This is a genomic window from Butyrivibrio sp. WCD2001, from assembly GCF_000424485.1.
Classification (GTDB): Bacteria; Bacillota; Clostridia; order Lachnospirales; family Lachnospiraceae; genus Butyrivibrio.
In genome coordinates this window covers 19,964-41,719 of sequence record NZ_AUJZ01000005.1, presented here as the reverse complement: position 1 = coordinate 41,719, position 21,756 = coordinate 19,964, and the positions used below count along the sequence as shown (strand labels likewise).

The following is a 21,756-nucleotide window of genomic DNA, read 5'->3' as shown; positions in this document are numbered from 1 at the left end:
TGTTGAAAAATTACAGAATTATAGTGGGACAGACTATTTAATCATTCATTCGAACCATGGAACTTACAGGTGTTGAATACACCAGGACATTGTCTTTTAATTCAAGAATAGCTACAAAAAAGATTACAGCCAAAAAAGCTGCGTAAAGATTAGCGCTGCCATCTCCAAGTTGATTCAGGTTATTTTCACACTGCTGCAGCAGCGCACAGACAGGGCAGCTGTCTCCGTCACAGTTATGGAAAGTCTCAACGGATACAAACACCGCTGAAAAAAGCACAACAAAAAGCATCGCAAACGCAAAGTATGCGACTATCAGATTCCGTATACGATTTTTCTGATTCTTATTTTGCAGCATTTTTATAATCGTTTCCAAATTTCTTGTTAGCCATTGCTTAAATCAAACTGATTATATTTCCGTTTCTTTCTCATGTCAAACTGTATCACGGAATCATGATTGCTTTTTGTTGTGTAGATTACTTACAGAATATCTATATGTTCTCCTGCAAGTGCCTTATTCATGCTTCTAACTGCGCAGAATTTTCCGCACATGGAACAGGTATCATCAAATTCGGGAGCCCTGTCCTCTCGTATGGATTTTGCAGTTTCAGGGTCAATTGCGCACTCCCACTGGCCATCCCAATCAAACTCTTTTCGTGCGTCGGCCATCTTGTTATCAATATCCATGGCATGCGGTATTTTCTTAGCTATATCCGCTGCATGTGCTGCAATTCTTGAAGCAATTATTCCCTGCTTAACATCATCTACATTAGGAAGTGCAAGGTGCTCGGCGGGAGTTACGTAGCAGAGGAAAGCTGCACCTGCCGCGCCAGCGATAGCTCCGCCTATAGCTGAAGTTATGTGATCGTAACCGGGTGCGATGTCCGTAACAAGGGGGCCAAGAACGTAGAAAGGTGCTCCCATGCAGATAGTCTGCTGCATTTTCATATTGGCCTCTATCTGATCCATAGGCATGTGTCCAGGGCCCTCGACCATGACCTGAACGTCCTTCTCCCACGCTCTTTTTGTAAGCTCTCCAAGTCTCACCAGTTCCTCAATCTGGCACACGTCACTGGCATCCGCAAGACATCCCGGTCTGCAGGCATCACCGAGGGATATTGTCACATCATACTCTCTGCAGATATCAAGGATTTCGTCGTAGTATTCATAAAAGGGATTCTCCTCTCCGGTCATGCTCATCCAGGCAAACACAAGCGAGCCGCCTCTTGATACTATGTTCATTTTTCTCTTGTGCTTCTTGATCTGGTCGATAGTCTTCCTTGTAATTCCGCAGTGGATTGTCACAAAATCAACGCCATCTTCGGCATGAAGTCTTACTACATCGATGAAGTCCTTCGCAGTGAGTTCAGAAAGATCCCTCTGATAGTGGATGACGCTGTCGTAAACAGGCACAGTTCCCAGCATGACAGGACACTCTTCCACAAGCTTCTTCCTGAAGGGCTGGGTATTCCCGTGTGAAGACAAATCCATAATGGCATCCGCTCCCATGTTGACCGCCGCCATCACTTTTTCCATCTCGATGTCGTAGTCCTTACAATCCCTTGATACTCCGAGATTCACGTTGATCTTGGTCTTCAGCATCGAGCCCACCCCCTTTGCATCAAGGCACTTGTGATTTTTGTTAGCGCAGATCGCAACCTGCCCTTTTGCCACAAGTTCTCTGATTTCTTCGGGTGTTCTGTACTCGTCCTTTGCAACCTTCTCCATCTCGGGAGTGATGATCCCTTTTCTTGCTGCTTCCATCTGTGTTGTGTAATTTCTCACTTATGTCTTCTCCTTTTATTTGAGTTTCTTAGTAATTTATTTTCTTTGCTGGTGTTGCTTTTCCATATTTGTGCCAATATATTGGGAATTCATTGATTATCTTGGTATTAGTTCATCTTACTAGTGCCAAGATTTTTCTTTTTTCATTGCTATCTTGGTATGGGTCTGACTTACTTTTACCAATATTTCCTAGATTTATTGATTTTCTTGGTATTGTTTTATCTTACTTGCGCCAATATTTTTCGAATTTCTTTGCCATCTTGGTATAATTCTGTTTCCCTTGCGCCAATATTTTTCGAATTTCTTCTTTTTCTTGGCATAGCTCTGTTTTTCCCATGCCAAGATTTCCCTGTTTCTTTATTTATCTTGGTACAGCTATGTTTTTTCTATACCAAGATTTCTTATATTTCTTCTTTTTCTTGGCAGTTGCCATAATAGTCGTCATCTCAGTTGCCAAGGAAGTCACTGCAATAGTCATCACAATAATTGCCGTAATAGTCAGCTCAATAATTGCCACAATAATGCCAGAGTGGACCGCGGCCGTGACCAAGGTCGAGATCAGCGGCTATGCACTTTTCCATATACTCTTTGGCTGATCGTACTGCGGTTTCAAGATCATGCCCTTTAGCCAGGTTAGCGGCAATTGCACTTGATAGAGTGCAACCTGTTCCATGAGTGTTGGGGTTGTCTATTCTTGTGCCGGAAATCCATCTGACATCATCGTCTATGTAAGCATTTTCATCAGTAGCTCTACCATCTTCTTCATCCTTGACTTTATAAGCTTCCGCATCAGTATTTTCCACATTTGCCATATACAGCAGATCTGCTGTCACTCCGTGCTCTTCAAAAGTACTGTGTCCGCCTTTTAATAACACGTTACACCCGCAAGCATCTCCAAGCGTCTTTGCGGCAACTTCCATATCCTGCTCGGAAGAAATCTCTATCCCGCACAGTGTCTCTGCCTCCGGTATATTGGGTGTAACCAGAATGCTTCGTGAAAATAGTTCTTTCATCATGTATTCGGTAGCATCTTTTCTTGAAAGCTCAGTTCCGGAGGTTGAGCTAAGCACCGGATCAATAACCACATTTTTAAGGTCGTATTTATCAATAGCGAGCACCACCGCCTCCATTGCTTCTTTATTCGGAAGCATGCCTATCTTCACCGCGTCAGGCCTGATATCCTCAAGGACCGCCTCCAGTTGCTTATAGATGAAATCCTTCGGAACCGGCAGAACTCCGGTGATGCCCATAGTGTTTTGCGCTGTGAGTGCGGTTATCACACTCATTGCGAAAACGCCGTGCGATTCAATAGTCTTGATGTCCGCCTGGATTCCGGCTCCCCCGGACGAGTCACTTCCGGCAATTGTTAAAACCGTCTTCATTTTCATAAGTCCCCCAGTTCCTCAAAAGCTGCGACCAATTCTGCCGCTGCCTTTTCCGGATCTTCTGCCTTCATGATTGCAGACACAACACATATTCCTGCTATCGGGACACCTTTTAGAATCTGAATATTATCCTTATTGAGCCCGCCTATGGCATTTGCGGGTATTGGGACAGCTTCGCAGATACTTCGAAGCATATCCACAGAAGTCAAAACCGTCTTCACTTTGGTGGTGGTGGGATAAATTGCTCCTACTCCAAGGTAATCGGCACCGCTTTCATAAGCTTCCTTCGCCTGCGGCACTGTCTTTGTCGTGGCACCGATTATCATCTTGCCTCCCACAATTCTTCTTGCGACGCTGACCGGCATGTCGCTCTGCCCAAGGTGTACACCCTCTGCTCCTATCGCCATCGCCACATCTATCCTGTCGTCCACAATCAGCGGCACCTTGTACCTTGCCGTAATCTCATGAACCTTACCCGCAAGCTCCATGTATTCACGGGTGCTCTTTTCCTTTTCCCTGATCTGGACAATCGTGGCGCCGCCCCGTATGGCTGCCTCCGTCTTTCGAAGAAACGTCTCCTCATCCATTCCGGTGCTGTCTGTCACCAGGTAGAGCTTTAGCTGTTCTCTGTATATTCTTCCCATCTGTCTTGTACTATCCAATCCTATGACCGGACTAATCCTTTCTATGTTTTATGAAAAATGAATTCAGTTAGATGATTGTTTTTCTTCAGCGCATCTAAGCAAACTTTTTACAGTTTCTTCATCGATCATTGAAATTGCATTTAAAAGTTCAACAAGAAAACTTCCGCTTCCAACCATGCTTTCAGATGCTTCGCCATTTGTAAGCCTCTCCGTAACTGCTTCCTCTCTCTCATATGCAATTTCTCCGGCAATCCCGAAAAATCCGACAGCGCGGGTGACAGCTTCTATGCTCGCATTCCTTGCCAGAAACACGCCGCATATAGCCCCTAGCATGCACCCGGTTCCCGTAATCACCCCCATCATTGGATTCCCATTACTTATAAAAAATGTACGACTTCCATCTGATACGATGTCCTTCTCTCCGCTGGCGAGTCCGATCACTCCCAGATTCAAAGCCAGCATTCTTACAATATCAGCTATCTCTGAAGTTCCCAGACTTTCGTCTGCATCAACGCCAACTCCTCTATAGGTCTCATCAAAAATCGCCTTGATTTCAGAATAGTTCCCCTTTATTAAAAGGATCCCCTTTTCCCTCAAAGACAATTCCGGTTTCTGCGACCTCATCTTTAGAAGCCTCATCACAAAATCCCTGCGAAGCTTGGAGCAGGCTACGCCCACCGCATCTATCACAACCGGTATATTTTTCTCCAGAGCAGTCTCAAAAGATATCTCCATCGACTCCATTCTGGTGTCCGATATATTACCCAGATTAATTACAAGAGCAGAAGCGCTCTCAGTGATTTCCCTGACTTCCAACGGATGCTCAGCCATTATCGGCTTCGCGCCAAGTGCTAAAATTGCATTTGCGCATTGCATCATAGATATTGGATTTGTTATACAGTGAATTAGCTCAGACATTTATGACGCCTTTCTTTTTGTATTACTTTCGCTGTTTTCTTCAGTTGCCTCAACATCCCTAAGACTGTTCTGAATCCTTGAAAGCATACCCGTAGCCTTAAGTCTTAGAAGCAGCAAAAATGCGATGCTTCCCCCGATAAGGGTTCCGCAGATAAAGCTCGGAACGTAGAAAAACCAGGTCAGGCCCTCTTTCCCCCAGAGATAAGTCATAACAGGGTAGGATACGACAGAGCCGATAAGGCCCGTTCCGATGATCTCCCCAAGGACCGCTGCGAAGATTTTCCCTTTTGATAATTTGTAAAAAACTCCTGAGAGTGTTGCCCCGAAAACAGCTCCGGTCAGAGCAAGGGGCGGAATTCCCATAATCGCCATCCTGATGATGCCGATTAGAAGTGCACAGAGAAGCGCGTAAGCCGGTCCCATGAAGACCGCACAGGTTATGTTGATAAGATGCGCCATCGGGCACATTCCCTCAACTCTCAGAATCGGTGATATCACAACTCCGAGCGCCACAAACATGGCCAGCATAACCAGCCTCAACAAATAGTTACTTTTTTTCATACCTCATCTCCTATCCCAGACGGCTTGCAAAGAGACTCCCCACGGCATTCAACCACAAACCGGAAAACGATGCCCATTTTTCCAACAAAAAAGGAAGCAACCGTTCAGATTGCTTCCGCATACGTTCTTCCCATAATATCAGGCATCCCTACGTTGGCATTATCCAAATCAGGTTCTCGGTCGAAGGTCACACCTTCCTCTCAGCCTGTACTACAGGCTCCCGTCTGTTTAATTTTTCCTATTTTTTATACAACAAAATTCAATTACGCGCAATAGTTTTTAATCAATAATATCATTGTGATATCTCTGCAAAATCTTTAAAACCGTATCCCCCGAATACAGATAATCATTTAATGTGACCATCCTTCATCCCCCTTTCTCTTAAGGCAAAAAGAAAAGACAAAGACCGCCAATCTTTTGAAAAGCGTCTTTGCCTCTACTCATATATATTAGCATAATTTGAGGTTGGGTGTTAGCCCGACAAAATCAGTTCTGTATTATCCCCCGATAAAATAAAGCAATTTTAGCGTGTGATTACCTTGATTCCTGACTTTCTCTAGATTTCAAGGTAATAGAGAATAAAGGTTGACAACTTGGTCTATTCAGAGTAAACTCAGAATATGAAGTCTACACAGAATAGACCAGGGAGTTTGTAGAGGAAACATTTGGGGGATCCTTACCTGCTTTTCTTGCAGCTTTCACTTCTCGTCAGAAGCTCTCAAAAAAGGAGCTTGATGAGATTAGGGAAATCATTGATAAGGCGAAGGATTAAATGCTTGCTTTTGTTCGGATATGGTGCAGGAAAATAAATGAATTACAGAAATAGGTGCTTTCACAGTACCTGGATTACTTGAAAATTGGAGGGAAATGTATGGGGACAGTTTTTATTAAAATTCTTGAGATGAGCATAACAGCCTCATTTCTCATGATAGCAGTTATTCTTTTGAGGTTTCCTTTAAAGAAGGCACCTAAGTGGTTTATGGGTGTGCTTTGGGCTATTGTAGCATTAAAGCTCATCATGCCTTTTCAGGTTGAATCACAGTTTGGGATTTTCCCGGATGTGAATGGGGCAGTAGAATCTCTTTTGCTTGGAGATAACAAAGATGAAGAAGTGCCTGAGGCTACTTATCATGACTACACTCCGGCTTCTGAAGTGGGAGCTGCGTCTATAGGTGGCGATAATATGATAGTGCCTTCTGATGCAGAGTATGACTATCTGCCAAATGAACAGATCATAGCCACCAGCGCAAATAGTGGAGCGCTGGAGGTTTTGTCTGTAAGAAGTGAAATTCTTGCATGGCTTCGGATGGTATGGATTATCGGCGTTTTTGCAGTGGCTTTATATGCAGTTGTGAGCTTTATTTCAATTAAAAAAGATATAAATGTTTCTATTAAACTTGGTAAGAACAATGAGTGTGGGGATGGTGCAAAAGCAGCAGGGAAAGCACATGATGATGTTTTCGTGTGTGATGCTATAGATACTCCCTTTATTCTTGGATTTATAAAGCCTGCAATTTATCTGCCTTCAGGTCTTGATGAGGAGACTGTCGGTAATGTGCTTTTACATGAGAGAGCGCATATTGCAAGGTATGACCACATTAGAAAGCTTATAGGCTTTATTCTTCTTGGAATTCACTGGTTTAATCCTCTTGTGTGGATTTCCTTTACACTGTTTTGTAAGGACATTGAACTTGCCTGCGACGAGCGCGTGATAAAGAATATGTCACTTGAAGAGAAGAAGTCCTATGCTACATCACTCTTAAATTGCAGTACACATAGAAGATATGCCCTCACATATTCACTTGCTTTTGGAGAGGTGGGAGTAAAAACAAGAATTAAACAGATATTCAATTATAGAAAGCCTTCCTTCTGGCTTATCACAATGTTGATCGCGGTAAGCGGTGCTCTCTATGGATGCTTCTTTACAAGTGCTTCTGGTGGAAATGAAAAGAGTTATGATTACTCTGAAAGAGCGGCGTATGATGAACTGTTTTCTAACTGGATTAATGACTTCGAAGACAGGAATGCGGATGCAATTGTTTCTTATTCAAATGAGAAGGCAATGCAGAATCTGATGGACGAGGAGCTTTTGTTTTTTGATGCGGATGGATCCATATCCTTTGGATATTCAAGCCCATGGCCCAGTATGTTTGGAAGTGAGGAAATTCCCAATAAAACAATAATCATTACAAATGATTATAATAAGGCAGAGGTGCACTACTATGCTGCAGATTCAGAGCCTCACGTATATGTATGGCAGGAGACTTTGAAATTTGCCAAGGACAGAGAAGGTGTAGTAATGGTGGACTCCGAGGAAATGAACTTCTGCGAAAATATCGAATCAGTAAAGGATTTTAACAAAGCTTATTGCGAGCATCCTGAGGATTTCAATGCTGTTAATTACACTAAGAACGGCCTTGGTGAAATCCTTAACGGAATCGCAAAGCAGGATACAAACGGATACTACAGTAAGTTGTTTGATCCCAGTGCTTCTGCAAGATATCTTCTCAACCTTTCAGATGATGAAACAAAAGTTAAGATTGAGATTCAAGAGGAGACAGAACAAGGAGTTGTCATTAATCTGCTTTTCCCTGATGGTGCTATCTATGAAAGCTACGTCATGGTTCAACCTTGGGGCAGTGATGGCATCTATGTTCCTGTAATTACCGGTAGTTATGATTTAGGAGAGGAAGATGAATTCTAAATACCATAACATTTCAAGGATCCTTGTACTGATACCAATCATTGTATTCGTAGTTACCATCATATGTTGGGTACTTGCCAGTATGCTGGAGGCTCCCACTCACAGGGGCACAATATATTCAATATTTGCAATGGTCGGTCTCATAGGCATATTTCTGGCACCACTACCATGCTTGATTATTTCTGTTTTAGGTACAATCTTTGCTGTAAAGTCAGTAAAAGACGGAAGCAAACCCTCCAGAAAATATCTTTTCCTTGGGATCCTTGAAATCCTTGCTAATATCTGGGGAGGGCTCGTAGCAGTAGTTTTATTCATTGGTTCTATGAGTGTTTAAACTGTGATTTTTCCAATTTCACAGCCTTCCCATTATTAATACATAGTACATAATCACAACATAGCTCTATCAGTTCCGGATCATGGGTTGAGACAAGGACTGTTCGTCCGGAATCAGCAAGTTTCCTCAAAAGCTCAGAGACTTTCACCATATGAGAATAGTCCAGTCCCGATGTCGGTTCGTCAAACAAGAGAAGCCTTGCATCTGCTGCTATTGCTGAAGCTATGGCAACTCGCTGTTTCTGTCCACCTGACAATGCCATCGGATGCTTGTCCTTATATTCCAAAAGTCCGAGGCTATCAAGTATTTTGTCACATCGCTTCTTATCCTCATTTTTCATGGAAAGAAGCACTTCTGCTTCAACGCTGTCAGTAAAAAGCTGGTGGTTTACATCCTGCATCACCATATAGCTGATTCCGATGCGTTTCTTGCCCTTCAATGCCGCTCCGTCAGTAATAATCGATCCGCGGCACTCATTTTCAAGTCCACAGACACATCTTAGGAAAGTCGATTTTCCTGTCCCGTTTTTCCCTATAACACCTATCACTGCGCCTTTTGGCACGCTTAGCTCAGGGATATTTAAACTGAGAATATCCCCGTCCGCCTGCGATAGCTTTTTCTTTCTGAAAAGATATGGGCGCCTCTTATATGTGAAATAAAAATCCTTAAGCGTTATGTCACTTTCGTCCGTAGCTGAAATCTTCCTGCCTTTTCCTGCCTTTGAGGCTTCATCGTATTTCGCAATGAACTTCTCTTCAATTCGTACCGGTCTAAGCTTTAGATTCTTAATTTCTTTATCAGACAATGAGAAGAACTCTTTCCCCTGCCATTCCCCCGCAATGTCACCGTCCTCCATATAGATAACGCGGTCTATCACATCCTTCAGATACCACAATCTATGCTCGGATATCACAATAGTCTTTCCCTGTTTCTTCCAGTTCTGTATAGCAGTCCTGAGCTCATCTATTGCGCTCCAATCAAGGTTCGATGATGGTTCATCCAAAAGGATTATTTCTGGAAGCAGCGCTGAAACCGATGCACAGGCAATCTTCTGTTTTTCACCACCGGAGAGCTCAAAAAGGCTCCTGCCAAGAAGATTCTCCAAAGTCATTTCCTTAGTCACCAGGCCGGCTCTCTTTTTAATCTCGGAAGGTTCAAGTCCAATATTCTCAGGTCCAAATACTATCTCGCCATCTGTATCCACTGAAAAGAACTGGCTTCTCGGATTCTGAAAAACTGTTCCGACAATACCTGCAAGCTCGTATAGCTGTGTTTTGCTTATATCTTTTCCTGCGACTTTTACACACCCTTTCAGATCTCCCGGATAATAATGAGGTATGAGTCCATTGATAAGTCTTATCAGAGTAGTCTTCCCTGAGCCTGAAGCACCGCACAGAAGAAGGGTCTCTCCCTCCTTAACCTTTAGTGAAACATCTTTTAAAAGTCCCTCATCAGACCCCTTGTAATGAAAACTTACATTCTTAATATCTACAATATTTTTCATCATTTCACATATTTAAAGAACACGAAAACAATTGCTGCGGCTGAGAAACAAAAGATAAGCAGATAATCAGCAATATTCATCTTCAGTTCCACAACACTGGTTCTTTTCACATCTCCTCCAAGTCCTCTGGTAATAGCTGCCGCAGACAGCTCATCTCCTATGTTCACACAGGAAAAAAGCAGCGGAATCATCCTGTATTCGAGCATCTTTACAGCATTTCCGCCTGCAAGCGAAATCCCTCTCATTTTCATTGCATCCCTAATCGAAGCGTACTCTTCCTTGATTGTGGGGAAAAATCTCATGACCACCGCCAGTGAAATTGTTATTCCATCGGGCACATGCATTTTCTGCATCGCGGACATGAACTCATCTATCTTTGTAGTTCTCACTACGTACCAGGCAGTTATAAGCGCCGGAAGAAACTGAGCTACAATGCCGCAATAGCCGGTGAGCAGTGCCTTAAATATCCCCGTGGAGTCTGCTGACAAAAAATAAAAAGTAAGAATCAAAGCAACTGCGTATAGCACAAAGAAACGCAATGCGCTGGCATAGCGTTTCTCTGCTATCAAAAGCATGATCGGAATCATTGTCATGATAATCCTTAAAGCCCAAAGAAGAGGCGTTGTAGCACTCATCATGACTATTGCTGATACAATCAGGATCATGTACAGCTTTGTCCTTGGATCAAGTTTTAATTCCATCAAACAATTCCCGCCTTCTCAAAATGTTTTCTAACCACAGCTTTTCCCAGAAAAGCTCCGATAAAACCGAACAAGACACAAACCAGAAGAAGCACAGCTATCGTCTTGTAATTAATTGCTCTGAAAAGACTGTCCGCGTACTCTGATGAGAATCCGCCCTCAATAAGATCCTGTCTGTAGGACTCGGCTGTCACAATTACAGGAAAGAAATTAGCGCAAACCCACATGCAGAACACGCCATAGCTGATGACAATCATTTTAAAATTCTTATAGCCACCTGCCTTCGCAATAAGGTCTGCCAGGAGCCCTACAATTATGATAAGCGGTGCTCCAAGAAATCCCATTCCGGTCACAAACATAATGATTGCTATAAGGACTGACATGATAGTTATCATTCCAAACTTCTCTATCTTGCTGTAAAAGAGCATCATGGGAATTGCGCCTGCAAGCGGAAGCAAGATTACATAAGATGCAACTATATACGGATGAATATACCCGAGCATTCCGCATGCAAATTCAACCACAAACCAGATTGCTGTAAAAATTCCTATTGTAATAAAATCCTTTGCCGTTAATTTCTTCGTTTCCATTTTTTCCTCCAACAAAACTTTTTTCTTAGTAACCCCTCATCCGGCACCTCGTGCCACCTGTCTACGCTCCGCTTCGGTCCGCGCTGAACCGACGTCCCCCGGACGTCGAGCGCCCCCTCGGGGGGAAGGCATAATCTTTTTAAATCACGCTATCTTCCAGCTGACCGCCTGCTTCCTTCCGCTGACAAAATTCTTATAAATTCCATCCTGTTCCATAAGCTCATCGTGCTTACCCTGCTGAACAATTTTTCCCTTATCGATGACAATTATCTGATCCGCATTTCTTACTGTCTTAAGTCTGTGAGCAATCATTATAATGGTCTTTTCTTTTGTCAGATTCTCAATCGCCAAAGTGAGTTCCTTCTCATTCTCGGGATCCACATTTGCTGTAGCCTCATCGAGGATGATTATCGGTGCATCCTTCATGATCGCGCGGGCAATTGCAATTCTCTGCTTCTCACCACCGGAGAGTGTTGCACCGCCTTCGCCAACCACTGTCTCATAGCCATCGGGAAGTCCCATGATAAACTCGTGGCAGCATGCTTTCTTAGCAGTGGCTATAACATCTTCCATCGATGCTTCAGGTCGTCCAAAGCGAATGTTGTTGGCAATTGTGTCTTCAAAGAGATATACCCTCTGGAATACAAAGCTGAAGTTCTCCATCAGTGAGTCAAAACTGTAATCTCTTACGTCTCTTCCGCCAAGCGTCACTTTTCCTGACTTTACATCCCAGAATCTTGCGATAAGAGAAGTTATAGTTGTCTTTCCTCCGCCGGAGGGTCCAACAATAGCAGTAGTCGTATTCTCTTTAATATCAAGAGTTACATCATCAATGATTGTCCTGTTTTCATAAGCAAAGCTCACATGTTCAAGATGAATGTCTTTGTTTGCCGGGCGAATATCTTCGCCATTTATATCCATCTGCTCGATAGACATGATCTCATCTACAAGATCAACTCCCCTGCCGATGATTTTCAAAAGTGCTGTATATATTCCCGCCAAATCCAGAGCTTCAAATACCATAAATGAGCACAAAAGCATTGTTATGGTATAGGTGAGCTCCATGGTACCTGTCAAATAAAAGTAAACAGAAGATCCTGCTATTACAACGCCGATGAGCTTGCATATCAGCATCTGAACCCCGACTGCCGGTATTGCTGCAATTTCTGCGCCGATATCGGCTTTAGTCTTTCTTTCAATGGCTTTGGATAATCTGGTACTGTTCTGGGAAATGATGTTGTAATTTCGTATCTCGGCAATTCCCTGAATAAACTCCAAAACCACGCCAACCATGTCCTTATCGGACTCAAGCTTCTCGCCTGCAACTCTGGCAACACTATAGTTTGTGTACTTGTTAAACAGGAAGAAAATAAGTATTCCGATTACTGAAATAATGCCTATTCTCACATCAAAAATGAACATTCCGATTCCAATGACAACAGTTGTAATGCTTCCCTGAAGGACCATCATTATCGCACGTGTTGCAATATCGCCTGTCTGTTCAAGGGTATTCGTTGTTACGGAAGTGATGTGTCCGAGACTTGTATCATTAAAGTATCCCATTGGAAGGTATCTCAGATGCTCACCAATCTCGATTCTTTTTCCTGCACAGGTATCATATCCGCCTTCAGTCTGAAGCATTTGCGAAAACCTGTTTACAATCATTTTTCCGATTGTGCTGACAAGCATAAATCCCATGACAATAACAAAAGTGTTTACGTTAATGTCCTTATTTACCACTGCATTTATAGCAAAAAATGCAGCAGGTATTTTCATTGCTCCCAAAAGTGCATCAAACACACCCAGAATTGCCGATTTATAAAACTTTGCCCTATTCTCCGGACTGCAAAAGGCAAAAAACTTCCTAAGCATCTCAAGCATTAGCTGCCTCCTTTCTGGCTTCCGCCAAGTCCTCAGATTCCATGGCATCATCCTTGGCAATAGTATGTGCTTCCCACATCTTCCTGTAGAGAATGCAATTTGAAAGAAGTTCACAATGATTTCCGGATGCTTCAATCCGGCCGTCATTTATTACAAAAATCTTATCCGCATCTTTTATCGTTGAAAGTCTGTGTGCGATGACAATCAAAGTCTTACCCTGCACGAGTTTTGCAACGCTTTGCTGAACCAGTGCTTCGTTTTCAGGATCTGTATAGGCTGTAGCTTCATCAAGAATAACCACCGGTGCATTTTTCAGCATCGCTCTTGCTATGCATATTCGCTGTCTCTCACCGCCTGATAAGTGTCCGCCTGCACTGCCAACAACAGTGTCATAGCCATTTTCAAGACCTAGAATAAAATCGTGACAGCCCGAAGCTTTAGCTGCATTTATAACCTCTTCATCTGTGGCGCCTTCCTTACCCAGTCTGATGTTTTCCATAATGCTCATGTCAAAAAGATAGTTATCCTGTGCGACATAAGCTATCTGACTTGTATAGTAATCAAGCGGAAGCTCCTTTATATCTACGCCGCCATAGGTTATTGTGCCTTCATCCACATCCCAAAGTGAATCGATAAGTCTAGCTATAGTGCTCTTTCCCGAACCGGATGGTCCTACAAAGGCATTAACCTCTCCCTGCTTTATCTCCATATCGATTCCATGAAGTATCTCTTTATCCTTATATGAGAACTTCACCCCTTTTATTTCGATATCCGAACCATTAGGAGCCTTAGTAAGGACAGAAGGTCTTACCATATCCTTTCTTTCTAAGATCTCTGTAGCTTCACCAAAAATAGTCTGCATTTTCATAATGTCATCCATATATGAAAAAGCTACCATAAGCGGTGTTATGAGACCGGCGGATAATATTACACAGGTGATGAAGTTTTCAGGTGAAAGGCTTCCTTTCCATACAAGAAACAACCCAACAGGAAGAACCCCAAGGAATGTCGCAGGCATAAAAGTAGTAGTTCCTGCCTGCCACCAGATACATTTCCTCATCCAGTTAATGAAGCAGTCTGCGCCATCTCTTGCTGCAACCACGAATTTCTCGTATGAACTGCCTGTTTTTCCAAAGGCTTTAATAACCTCAATGCCATTGATATACTCAACAGCTGTATCATTCAGGTATTTGGTCTTTTGAACCGTAACTTCGAACTCACCCTGACTCTTAGCCATCATGACAGCCGCAAATCCAACACCTATAATCGCAGGAATGAGATTGGATAAACCAACTCTCCAGTCGAGGGTTAAAAGATATACAAACATAACTATGGGTAAAAGAATATTCGAAGTGAACTCGGGAATAATATGAGCAAGTGTAGTCTCCATCGCATCTACACGCTCAACAATGATGTTCTTATAGCTTCCGCTGTTATCATCCAGAACCGATCCAAGCGGAATTGTAGAGAGCTTTTTGCAAAGCTGTTTTCTGATGCCACCAAGAACGTTGAAGGTGGCCACATGAGATAGAGTTGTGGATACCGAGTGAAATGTCACTCTCAGCACCCAACAGAGTCCCATAAAGAGAGTTGCTTTCATATAATAGCTTAAGTCCCTGTTACCCGACAAAAGCTTCCCCACCATATCCGCAATAATAAGATACGGAACAAAGGATGCTGCAACACCAAGGATAGCGAGTATCACGCTTCCAAGGTAAAAACTCCTTTTCCTCCCGGCAAACTCTAAGACCCAGGAGAATGTACTTCTTTTTTTCATAAGCCCTCCTTTTTGCTGCATTTTTATGCGCCTTAAAAACCAAGAAATTTTCTCCATCCCTCTTTGAAGAAAGACGCTATAGTTTCGGCATAGTGCATTGCCTCATCATAAGTAAAATCATGGTCAACCATCTCAAGCATTGCTGAATACTGCGCACTCAAAAGCAGATGCATTTCCTTTCCATCAACCTGATTAATATGCACTCCTCTCTCTTCAAGCTCCTTCATGAACGAAAGCGTAGCCACCTGAATCTTTGTAACTACCTCATGCATATAATTCTCGTATTTTGTTCCTTTACTCCTGCAGAAAAGAAGCTTTTGGGCGTCGAAGTCTTTGTAGATCATATCCACGATAAACCTTGACTGCTCAGTATCCTGCCACATGGCATCGAGTCCATGTTCCCTTGCAGTACCGGTCTGCCTTATCTCTTCGGTTTTGCACATCGCATCCCAGGCGCTTACCGCAGGTTCAACAATCGCATCAAATATTTCTTCCTTGTTAGCGTAGTGCCGATATAAGGCGGTTGCGGTTATTCCCACTTTTGATGCAATTTTCCTCATGGAGGCTTCTTGAAAACCCATTTCCATGAACTCTGCTTTTGCAATAGTAATGATTTCTGATTTTGTATCCATATTTTCCTTAATGATGTTAACACTGTTAACAGGTTAGTCACAGCTAACATTCTATTCTCAATTCTTGCAGCAGTCAACGGTATTACGGGATTTTGAAATGATAAGATTTCTCAATAAATAAAGAGGGTGTTCCTTTCTGAACACCCCCAAAATAGTAAATTGTTAATGGTTTACGCAATACTCCAACCGGCACTGTCGCTCTGAAGCTGAGCCATACGCTTAAAGATTCCGTTTTCTTTTTTCATAAGATCAGCAGGATTTCCTTCCTCTGCAACCTTGCCATCTGCAAGAACTACGATCTTGTCTGCAGCCTCAACAGTACGCATACGATGGGCAATGACAAGGACTGTCTTTCCGGCAAGAAGACGTGAAAGCGCACCCTGAACTTTGGTCTCATTCTCAACGTCAAGTGAAGCAGTGGCCTCATCAAGAAGTACTATAGGTGCGTTTTTAAGAAGTGCTCTGGCGATGGAGATTCGCTGTCTTTCTCCACCGGAAAGCTTAGCTCCGTTTTCGCCGATTGGTGTGTCATAGCCCTGTGGAAGCTTTTCAACAAACTCGTCGCAGTTAGCTGCCTTTGCCGCTGCCCTAACTTCTTCATCAGATGCTCCGTGCTTACCAAGGCGGATGTTCTCCATTACCGTGTCATCAAAAAGCACTACATCCTGAAAAACCATGGAGTAATCTGTAAGAAGTACCTCGGGATCAACCGCTGCGATGTTGGCGCCGCCAACCCTGATGGTTCCCTCAGGAATATCCCACAACCTTGCAGCGAGTCTTGCACAGGTGCTCTTTCCGGAGCCAGACGGTCCGACCAGCGCAGTAACTTCACCTTCTCTGGCTGTAAAGCTGACACCTCTTAGCACCTGCTCATCATCGTAGGCAAATCCCACATTTTCGAATACAATGTCATGTCCTTTGGGTGAAAAAGAATCTGCTCCTTCCGCGGTCTTTGTATCATGGATCTCCATTAGACGGGAAGCTGAAATCTGCGACATAAGCATCTCCGCAATAAGAGCCAGCGCCTGATCAAAAGGCGCATATATCCTCGTGATAACAAGAAGGAACATGAACAGTACCATAAAATCAACCTGTCCCTCCAGAATCAGTTTTGTTCCGGTGAGGATTGTTGTTGCCACTCCAAGACGCATAATCACGCTGGCCGCATTTACAAAAATACCGCAGGAAAGCTCTCCGGAGAGCATGGTCTTCTCATGGTTATCAATCTTATCGTTAAGAACCTTAAGGAATTTCTCTTCCTGATTGGTTGCTCTGATCTCTCTGATGTTCTCCAGTGTTTCCTGAATGCCATCGGACACCTGAATTCCCGCCTGCTTTGTGATTTCAGAATTGCGTTTGTTGATCTTGCGACTTCCGAAAAGAAGGATAAATGCTACAGGAACTCCCCACAGACAGGCGATACTAAGTCTCCAGTCAAAAGAAAACAGCATGACCGCAACGATGGCCGTTGAAATATAGGAACCGTACAGATATCCCAGACAATGTGACCACACATGCTCAAGACGGTTTACGTCACCCATGATAGTCTCTGTAAGATCTGCGAGATCTCTTTTACCAAAATATCCAAGCGGGAGCTTTCTCATACGTTCTGCCAATGAGATACGTACACTCTTTACTTCTCCGTAAACCAGACCATAGGTCGCTCTATACTGCTGAAGATGCGTAATAAGTGAGAACACAAAAAAAGCAAGCACAAGCAGCAGGAAAAGCAAAGGACCCGGAAGCGGTGCTCCGTTTGTGAGAGTCTCCATATACTTCGACATCATCATGTACAGGATTCCCATTCCGCCCATTACCACAAGGTTTACTACTACTGTCCAAAAAGTTGCCTGTTTTGTATTCTTGATACCCTGATCTGTAAGGGCATATTTTCTCTGAAATTCTTTTCCGAACATTTACATCACCTCCCCTGCAGAAATGCGCCACTTAACAGCCTGATTGTAGTCAGCCCACATACGTGAGTACATTCCATTCTTCTGCTTTAATTCTTCATGAGTGCCTTCTTCTGTCACCCGGCCGTTGTCAAGCACGATTATCTTGTCGGCTCCGACAACTGTTGAGAGACGATGCGCAATCATTATAACGGTTCGGTCCTTTGTAAGTGCCTTAAAAGCTTTCTGGATCAGGGCTTCATTTTCCGGATCCGCAAATGCTGTTGCTTCATCAAGCACGACGATTGGTGCATTCTTGAGGATTGCTCTGGCAAGTGCAACTCTCTGCTGTTCTCCGCCTGAGAGATACGTTCCATCTGTTCCTATGATTGTGTCCATACCATTTGGAAGCTTATCAAGGATATCGTCGCACTGAGCAGCGGAAAGAGCCTTCTGAACTTCTTCTCTGGTAGCACTCGGCCTTGCTACATGGACGTTTTCATAGATGCTTGCTTTGAATAATCTGTTGTTCTGAAAAACAAATGCGATCCTGTCCATAAGAACATGGGGATCCGTCTCACGAACATCTACACCTCCAACACATACCGTTCCGTCTGTTGCATCCCAAAATCTTGGGATCAGGCTGGCTGCTGTTGTTTTACCTCCTCCGGAAGGGCCAACCAAAGCCACTGTCTGTCCGGGTTCAACTCTGAAGGAAACATGGTCTATGGCAGGGATATCAGCGCCTTCGTAGGTAAAGCTCACATCTTTAAACTCAATGCTGTTATCCTGCGGCTCCTTTGGATTGTCAGTTATTTCCAGCGTAGGTGCATTCATAACCTGAGCAATCCTTCCAAGCGCAGTGCTTGCAAGCATCATTCCGCTTGCAGCGAACATTATCTTTGCAAGTGCTGTTGAAACAATAGCGGAGAATACCGCATAGAACGCAAAGTTTGTAACAAAGGCAGCAAAACTGCCGTTTTTAAGTGCAGCCGGAGCTATAAAAACAGCCACGGGAATCATAAATACAAATGCGCCTTCAGTAGCTGTGAGATTTATTGACTGAGGTACCTGACATACTCCAACGGTATACAACTCGGCCTTTTTACTGTAATTCTCAATCGCCTCTTTAAAAGCCTTGAAGGAATAAACAGTCTGTTGGAAAACTTTTACTACAGGAATTCCACGAACATACTCGGTTCCTGCCTTACTCATATAATCCTGAGCCGCCTGATATTCCTGCATCAGCTTTGCGTTTTTACCACCCATCATGGAAAACATAGCTGCTACTGAAATTACTGCAGCCAAAAGACATGCTGCCCCCATTCTCCAATCGAACACAAACATCAGAACTATCATTCCCACAAACATGGTTGCGCTTCCAACAATATCAGCAAGATTGTGAGCCAGCAGAGTCTCTGTTTCTGCAGCAGCTCCATCAAGACGGTTTCTTAAAAGTCCCGATGCATTTGAATCAAAGAAGCCTAAAGGTGTCTTCATTAGATGCGCCATTCCCTGCTTCCTGATGTTTGATGCGGTTCTAAACGCCGCCAGATGCGTACACATAAGCGCCGCAAAATAGACAAGTATTCCTGCCAGTGCAAAAGCAAAGGCCAGCCACCCGTACTTACTTATACCTGACGCCATTGTCCAGTCAGGTGCAACTGCGATCAGATCCCTGGCCACCAGCCAAATACATATATATGGGAGCATTCCCAGAATCATTGCTATTCCGGACAGCACAAGCCCCAGGAATGTCAACCCTTTATAACCACCCGCGTACTCCAAAAGTACCGCTAGATCACTCTTTTTCTTTTCCTCCATCACTCGTCTCCTCCTACCTTACCACTTAAATACTTTTTCTTACTTTTTTATGTGAAAAGCATTCATTCCCGGATACACAGCGCTATCTCCAAGCTGCTCTTCTATTCTGAGAAGCTGGTTATACTTTGCCACACGCTCGGAACGGCTCGGTGCACCCGTCTTAATCTGGCAGGTATTAAGAGCAACAGCCAGGTCTGCAATAGTCGTATCTGCTGTCTCACCTGAACGGTGTGAAGAAATAGCTGTATAGCCTGCGTTGTGAGCCATCTTGATAGCTTCGAGTGTTTCAGAAACAGATCCGATCTGGTTGAGCTTGATAAGGATTGAGTTACCTGCTCCAAGCGAAATGCCTTTGCTGAGTCGCTCTGTATTTGTAACAAAGAGGTCATCTCCCACAAGCTGTACCTTGTTACCGATTTTAGCTGTCATTCTCTGCCAGCCTTCCCAATCCTCTTCATCAAGTCCGTCCTCAATTGAAATAATAGGATACTTATCAACAAGACTCTCCCAATGTGCAATAAGCTCATCTGAAGTAAACTCTTTTCCGGACTTTGGCTGCTTATAGAAGCCTTTTCCTTTTTCACTCTTCCATTCGGAAGCAGCTGCATCCATAGCAATCATGAAATCCTTGCCGGGTTCAAAGCCTGCTGCCTTGATAGCCTCAAGTATCTTCTCTATTGCTTCCTCATCGCTCTTAAGCTGGTTAGGAGCAAAACCGCCCTCATCACCCACAGCAGTCACGTCACCCATATCCTTGATTAGCTTTTTAAGATTATGGAATACCTCTGCGCACCAGCGAAGAGCCTCTTTGAAGGAAGGTGCTCCAACAGGCATGATCATGAATTCCTGCGTATCAACAGCACTGTCTGCATGTGCTCCGCCGTTAAGAATATTCATCATGGGAACGGGAAGTCTGTTTCCGGATACTCCGCCAAGGAATCTGTATAACGGAATACCCAGTGCCTGCGCGGCCGCTCTTGCTGTAGCTATTGAAACTGCAAGAATCGCATTTGCACCAAGCTTCGATTTGTCCTTTGTTCCATCTGCTTTTATCATGGCTGCGTCAACTGCGTAGGTGTCTGATGCGTCAAGTCCAACAATGGCATCGTTTATTACAGTGTTGATATTCTCTACAGCCTTCGTTACACCTTTTCCCAGATATCTTGATTTGTCGCCGTCTCTTAATTCAAGAGCCTCAAACTCACCTGTTGACGCTCCACTAGGCGCTGTACCGGTAGCAACAGTCCCGTCCGCAAGCGTAACCTCTGCCTCAACCGTCGGATTTCCTCTTGAATCCAGAATTTCTCTTCCTATAACCTTTTCAATTTCCAAGTATTCCATCTTAAGTGCTCCTTTCCTCTTAAACACAGAATTCCTCTTTTCACAGCCGGTCATAGGCCCCGGTATGAAAAAGAGGAACTCACATGATTTACTCAACATGTTAGCGTTTGCTAACATGGATTATTCTATTACTGCTATCCTACAGTGTCAATTACTCTAATTGAGTATTTTTCTCATATTGCTTTTTGACATCTTTTCAATCCGTCTTGAGTATACTGTAAAAGACAATACCTACAGCTAAAAGCAGCACCCCGGCTATCAGGCATGAGGTTGTCACAATATTGGAAATATCTGTCTGCGGAAGATATAATCCTCCAATAAGCAGAAACACACTAATGATCATTGTGATGATTCCAATCATCTTGCAGGTATTCTTGCTCATGCACTCAACACCTCCGCTTTTTTAATCATGCTTTGCTGAAGCATATACATGTGATAGTACAACCCCTTGGATGCAGGATATATATGCGCAGCCTTCAAGCCTCTTTCTTGCCTGTTCTATCATATCTACGCTGTAGTCCAGACATGTTATCTGAGCCTCTGAAAGAGACTTCCCTGAGTGAGAACATCGTCATAAATATTCTTAGATGCCTGATATGCTTCCTGAATCTTATCTGCCATTATAGGTCTCCTCCAAATTAAATTCCGCCTACTTTTTCTTATAACCACAGTCGCAGTACGGACCGCCTGATGCCAGAGTATACTGTCTCACAAATACAGTCGCACCGCCCATCTCACTCATGGTGTAATCCAAATGGCACATGGCAGGCACAAATTCATAAATTCCAAGTTCCTTCATAAGCGTGCAGATACCACATTTAGTGAATCTGGCTTCGTATCCGGATCCATCACCGTAATCAAGATATTCCATGTTCCAGGAATATGGATTCCTGTCCGCAGCTTTTAGTGCAGCTGTTTTCTTCATACCGTTTATGTCTGCGTCACTGAATTTCTTTTTTCCTGCCTGTCTGCAGAACCACTTTGTTGCAGGCGTTGTCATGGCCTGTGCGTAGTAATCAGTAAGTGCATCTACTGAAGGCTTCTTTTTCATACTGAGAATTACTGCTGAAAATAATGCGCAGTTCACGATGTTAGTTTTAAACCGATCATCTTTTTCAAACTCCGGAAGCTTTCCAACAATTTCCTTATACCTTTTCTTCGCTGAAGTCATGACTTCGTCAGCTTCCGATTCTGATAATCCAAGGACTCTTACAAGATTATTTCGAAAGCTCTTTTTGTATATAAGCCACATCCCTGCCGGCATTCCTGAATATTCCATTAGCCAT

General features: G+C 43.6%; 19 protein-coding genes, 1 pseudogene and 1 riboswitch. Of the genes and pseudogenes, 3 read left to right on the top strand and 17 right to left on the bottom strand.

The features are described 5' to 3' along the window. Nucleotides 1–37: 37 nt before the first annotated feature. The 6 genes from G630_RS23385 to thiW all read right to left on the bottom strand — a co-directional run bounded on the left by G630_RS23385 (nt 38) and on the right by thiW (nt 5,290). Nucleotides 38–373: a hypothetical protein gene (locus G630_RS23385; RefSeq protein WP_196805754.1), complete on the bottom strand. Its 336-nt coding sequence runs from the start codon at nt 371–373 to the stop codon at nt 38–40. Nucleotides 374–477: 104 nt separating this feature from the next. After that, nucleotides 478–1,782 (bottom strand): phosphomethylpyrimidine synthase ThiC, encoded by a 1,305-nt coding sequence (gene thiC, locus G630_RS0105120; protein WP_026497959.1) that lies wholly within the window; start codon nt 1,780–1,782, stop codon nt 478–480. A 503-nt stretch (nt 1,783–2,285) separates the two neighbouring features. Then, a complete protein-coding gene (gene thiD / locus G630_RS0105110) occupies nt 2,286–3,164 on the bottom strand; it encodes a bifunctional hydroxymethylpyrimidine kinase/phosphomethylpyrimidine kinase (RefSeq protein WP_026497958.1) in 879 nt (292 codons plus the stop codon). Between the two features lie 2 nt (nt 3,165–3,166). Then, complete coding sequence (gene thiE / locus G630_RS0105105; protein ID WP_044958764.1) at nt 3,167–3,811, bottom strand: thiamine phosphate synthase; 645 nt, start codon at nt 3,809–3,811, stop codon at nt 3,167–3,169. 63 nt (nt 3,812–3,874) lie between these two features. After that, the gene (gene thiM, locus G630_RS0105100; RefSeq protein WP_026497956.1) at nt 3,875–4,729 is read right to left on the bottom strand and encodes a hydroxyethylthiazole kinase; all 855 of its coding nucleotides are present in this window, start codon (nt 4,727–4,729) and stop codon (nt 3,875–3,877) included. Further along, the gene (thiW, locus tag G630_RS0105095) at nt 4,730–5,290 is read right to left on the bottom strand and encodes an energy coupling factor transporter S component ThiW (protein ID WP_026497955.1); all 561 of its coding nucleotides are present in this window, start codon (nt 5,288–5,290) and stop codon (nt 4,730–4,732) included. It abuts the gene before it with no gap. Between the two features lie 127 nt (nt 5,291–5,417). Then, nucleotides 5,418–5,522: riboswitch (TPP riboswitch) on the bottom strand. A 423-nt stretch (nt 5,523–5,945) separates the two neighbouring features. Here thiW and G630_RS25800 point away from each other — a divergent pair. The 3 genes and pseudogenes from G630_RS25800 to G630_RS0105080 all read left to right on the top strand — a co-directional run. Further along, nucleotides 5,946–6,062 (top strand): annotated as a pseudogene (locus tag G630_RS25800) (BlaI/MecI/CopY family transcriptional regulator); the annotation flags it as partial. Nucleotides 6,063–6,161: 99 nt separating this feature from the next. After that, nucleotides 6,162–7,994 carry a M56 family metallopeptidase gene (locus G630_RS23380; RefSeq protein WP_026497954.1) on the top strand — a complete coding sequence of 611 codons (1,833 nt, stop codon included), beginning with the start codon at nt 6,162–6,164 and terminating at the stop codon, nt 7,992–7,994. Then, nucleotides 7,984–8,328 carry a hypothetical protein gene (locus G630_RS0105080; protein WP_022763417.1) on the top strand — a complete coding sequence of 115 codons (345 nt, stop codon included), beginning with the start codon at nt 7,984–7,986 and terminating at the stop codon, nt 8,326–8,328. The genes G630_RS23380 and G630_RS0105080 overlap by 11 nt, the downstream gene beginning before the upstream one ends. On the opposite strand, the gene G630_RS0105075 is transcribed toward G630_RS0105080, so the two are convergent. The 11 genes from G630_RS0105075 to G630_RS0105015 form a co-directional block, all read right to left on the bottom strand. After that, a complete protein-coding gene (locus G630_RS0105075) occupies nt 8,315–9,835 on the bottom strand; it encodes an ABC transporter ATP-binding protein (protein ID WP_026497953.1) in 1,521 nt (506 codons plus the stop codon). The genes G630_RS0105080 and G630_RS0105075 overlap by 14 nt on opposite strands. After that, the gene (locus G630_RS0105070; RefSeq protein WP_044958761.1) at nt 9,832–10,533 is read right to left on the bottom strand and encodes an energy-coupling factor transporter transmembrane component T; all 702 of its coding nucleotides are present in this window, start codon (nt 10,531–10,533) and stop codon (nt 9,832–9,834) included. Before G630_RS0105070 ends, G630_RS0105075 begins: the two co-directional genes overlap by 4 nt. After that, nucleotides 10,533–11,123: an MptD family putative ECF transporter S component gene (locus tag G630_RS0105065; RefSeq protein WP_026497951.1), complete on the bottom strand. Its 591-nt coding sequence runs from the start codon at nt 11,121–11,123 to the stop codon at nt 10,533–10,535. Before G630_RS0105065 ends, G630_RS0105070 begins: the two co-directional genes overlap by 1 nt. A 144-nt stretch (nt 11,124–11,267) precedes the next feature. Then, nucleotides 11,268–13,004 carry an ABC transporter ATP-binding protein gene (locus tag G630_RS0105060; protein ID WP_026497950.1) on the bottom strand — a complete coding sequence of 579 codons (1,737 nt, stop codon included), beginning with the start codon at nt 13,002–13,004 and terminating at the stop codon, nt 11,268–11,270. Beyond that, complete coding sequence (locus G630_RS20790; RefSeq protein WP_044958759.1) at nt 12,997–14,781, bottom strand: ABC transporter ATP-binding protein; 1,785 nt, start codon at nt 14,779–14,781, stop codon at nt 12,997–12,999. Before G630_RS20790 ends, G630_RS0105060 begins: the two co-directional genes overlap by 8 nt. Nucleotides 14,782–14,813: 32 nt before the next feature. Next, the gene (locus tag G630_RS0105050; RefSeq protein WP_022763421.1) at nt 14,814–15,413 is read right to left on the bottom strand and encodes a TetR/AcrR family transcriptional regulator; all 600 of its coding nucleotides are present in this window, start codon (nt 15,411–15,413) and stop codon (nt 14,814–14,816) included. A 170-nt stretch (nt 15,414–15,583) separates the two neighbouring features. Further along, nucleotides 15,584–17,329: an ABC transporter ATP-binding protein gene (locus G630_RS0105045; protein WP_026497948.1), complete on the bottom strand. Its 1,746-nt coding sequence runs from the start codon at nt 17,327–17,329 to the stop codon at nt 15,584–15,586. Further along, complete coding sequence (locus G630_RS0105040) at nt 17,330–19,129, bottom strand: ABC transporter ATP-binding protein (RefSeq protein WP_026497947.1); 1,800 nt, start codon at nt 19,127–19,129, stop codon at nt 17,330–17,332. It lies immediately after the preceding gene. Between the two features lie 39 nt (nt 19,130–19,168). Next, nucleotides 19,169–20,470, bottom strand: coding sequence for a phosphopyruvate hydratase (gene eno, locus G630_RS0105035; RefSeq protein WP_026497946.1), 1,302 nt, complete (start codon nt 20,468–20,470; stop codon nt 19,169–19,171). Nucleotides 20,471–20,666: 196 nt separating this feature from the next. Continuing rightward, on the bottom strand, nt 20,667–20,852 hold the full coding sequence (locus G630_RS0105030; protein ID WP_026497945.1) for a hypothetical protein: 186 nt from the start codon (nt 20,850–20,852) through the stop codon (nt 20,667–20,669). 267 nt (nt 20,853–21,119) lie between these two features. Then, nucleotides 21,120–21,749, bottom strand: a complete 630-nt coding sequence (locus G630_RS0105015; protein WP_026497944.1) for an L-2-amino-thiazoline-4-carboxylic acid hydrolase — start codon at nt 21,747–21,749, stop codon at nt 21,120–21,122. Nucleotides 21,750–21,756: the final 7 nt, after the last annotated feature.

Bases quoted from the DNA above. Each gene is read 5' to 3' on its own strand.
- thiD (WP_026497958.1), bottom strand. From the start codon at position 3,164: ATGAAGACGGTTTTAACAATTGCCGGAAGTGACTCGTCCGGGGGAGCC.
- thiE (WP_044958764.1), bottom strand. From the start codon at position 3,811: ATGGGAAGAATATACAGAGAACAGCTAAAGCTCTACCTGGTGACAGAC.
- thiM (WP_026497956.1), bottom strand. From the start codon at position 4,729: ATGTCTGAGCTAATTCACTGTATAACAAATCCAATATCTATGATGCAA.
- thiW (WP_026497955.1), bottom strand. From the start codon at position 5,290: ATGAAAAAAAGTAACTATTTGTTGAGGCTGGTTATGCTGGCCATGTTT.
- G630_RS23380 (WP_026497954.1), top strand. From the start codon at position 6,162: ATGGGGACAGTTTTTATTAAAATTCTTGAGATGAGCATAACAGCCTCA.
- G630_RS0105080 (WP_022763417.1), top strand. From the start codon at position 7,984: ATGAATTCTAAATACCATAACATTTCAAGGATCCTTGTACTGATACCA.
- G630_RS0105075 (WP_026497953.1), bottom strand. From the start codon at position 9,835: ATGATGAAAAATATTGTAGATATTAAGAATGTAAGTTTTCATTACAAG.
- G630_RS0105070 (WP_044958761.1), bottom strand. From the start codon at position 10,533: ATGGAATTAAAACTTGATCCAAGGACAAAGCTGTACATGATCCTGATT.
- G630_RS0105065 (WP_026497951.1), bottom strand. From the start codon at position 11,123: ATGGAAACGAAGAAATTAACGGCAAAGGATTTTATTACAATAGGAATT.
- G630_RS0105060 (WP_026497950.1), bottom strand. From the start codon at position 13,004: ATGCTTGAGATGCTTAGGAAGTTTTTTGCCTTTTGCAGTCCGGAGAAT.
- G630_RS20790 (WP_044958759.1), bottom strand. From the start codon at position 14,781: ATGAAAAAAAGAAGTACATTCTCCTGGGTCTTAGAGTTTGCCGGGAGG.
- G630_RS0105050 (WP_022763421.1), bottom strand. From the start codon at position 15,413: ATGGATACAAAATCAGAAATCATTACTATTGCAAAAGCAGAGTTCATG.
- G630_RS0105045 (WP_026497948.1), bottom strand. From the start codon at position 17,329: ATGTTCGGAAAAGAATTTCAGAGAAAATATGCCCTTACAGATCAGGGT.
- G630_RS0105040 (WP_026497947.1), bottom strand. From the start codon at position 19,129: ATGGAGGAAAAGAAAAAGAGTGATCTAGCGGTACTTTTGGAGTACGCG.
- eno (WP_026497946.1), bottom strand. From the start codon at position 20,470: ATGGAATACTTGGAAATTGAAAAGGTTATAGGAAGAGAAATTCTGGAT.
- G630_RS0105030 (WP_026497945.1), bottom strand. From the start codon at position 20,852: ATGAGCAAGAATACCTGCAAGATGATTGGAATCATCACAATGATCATT.
- G630_RS0105015 (WP_026497944.1), bottom strand. From the start codon at position 21,749: ATGGAATATTCAGGAATGCCGGCAGGGATGTGGCTTATATACAAAAAG.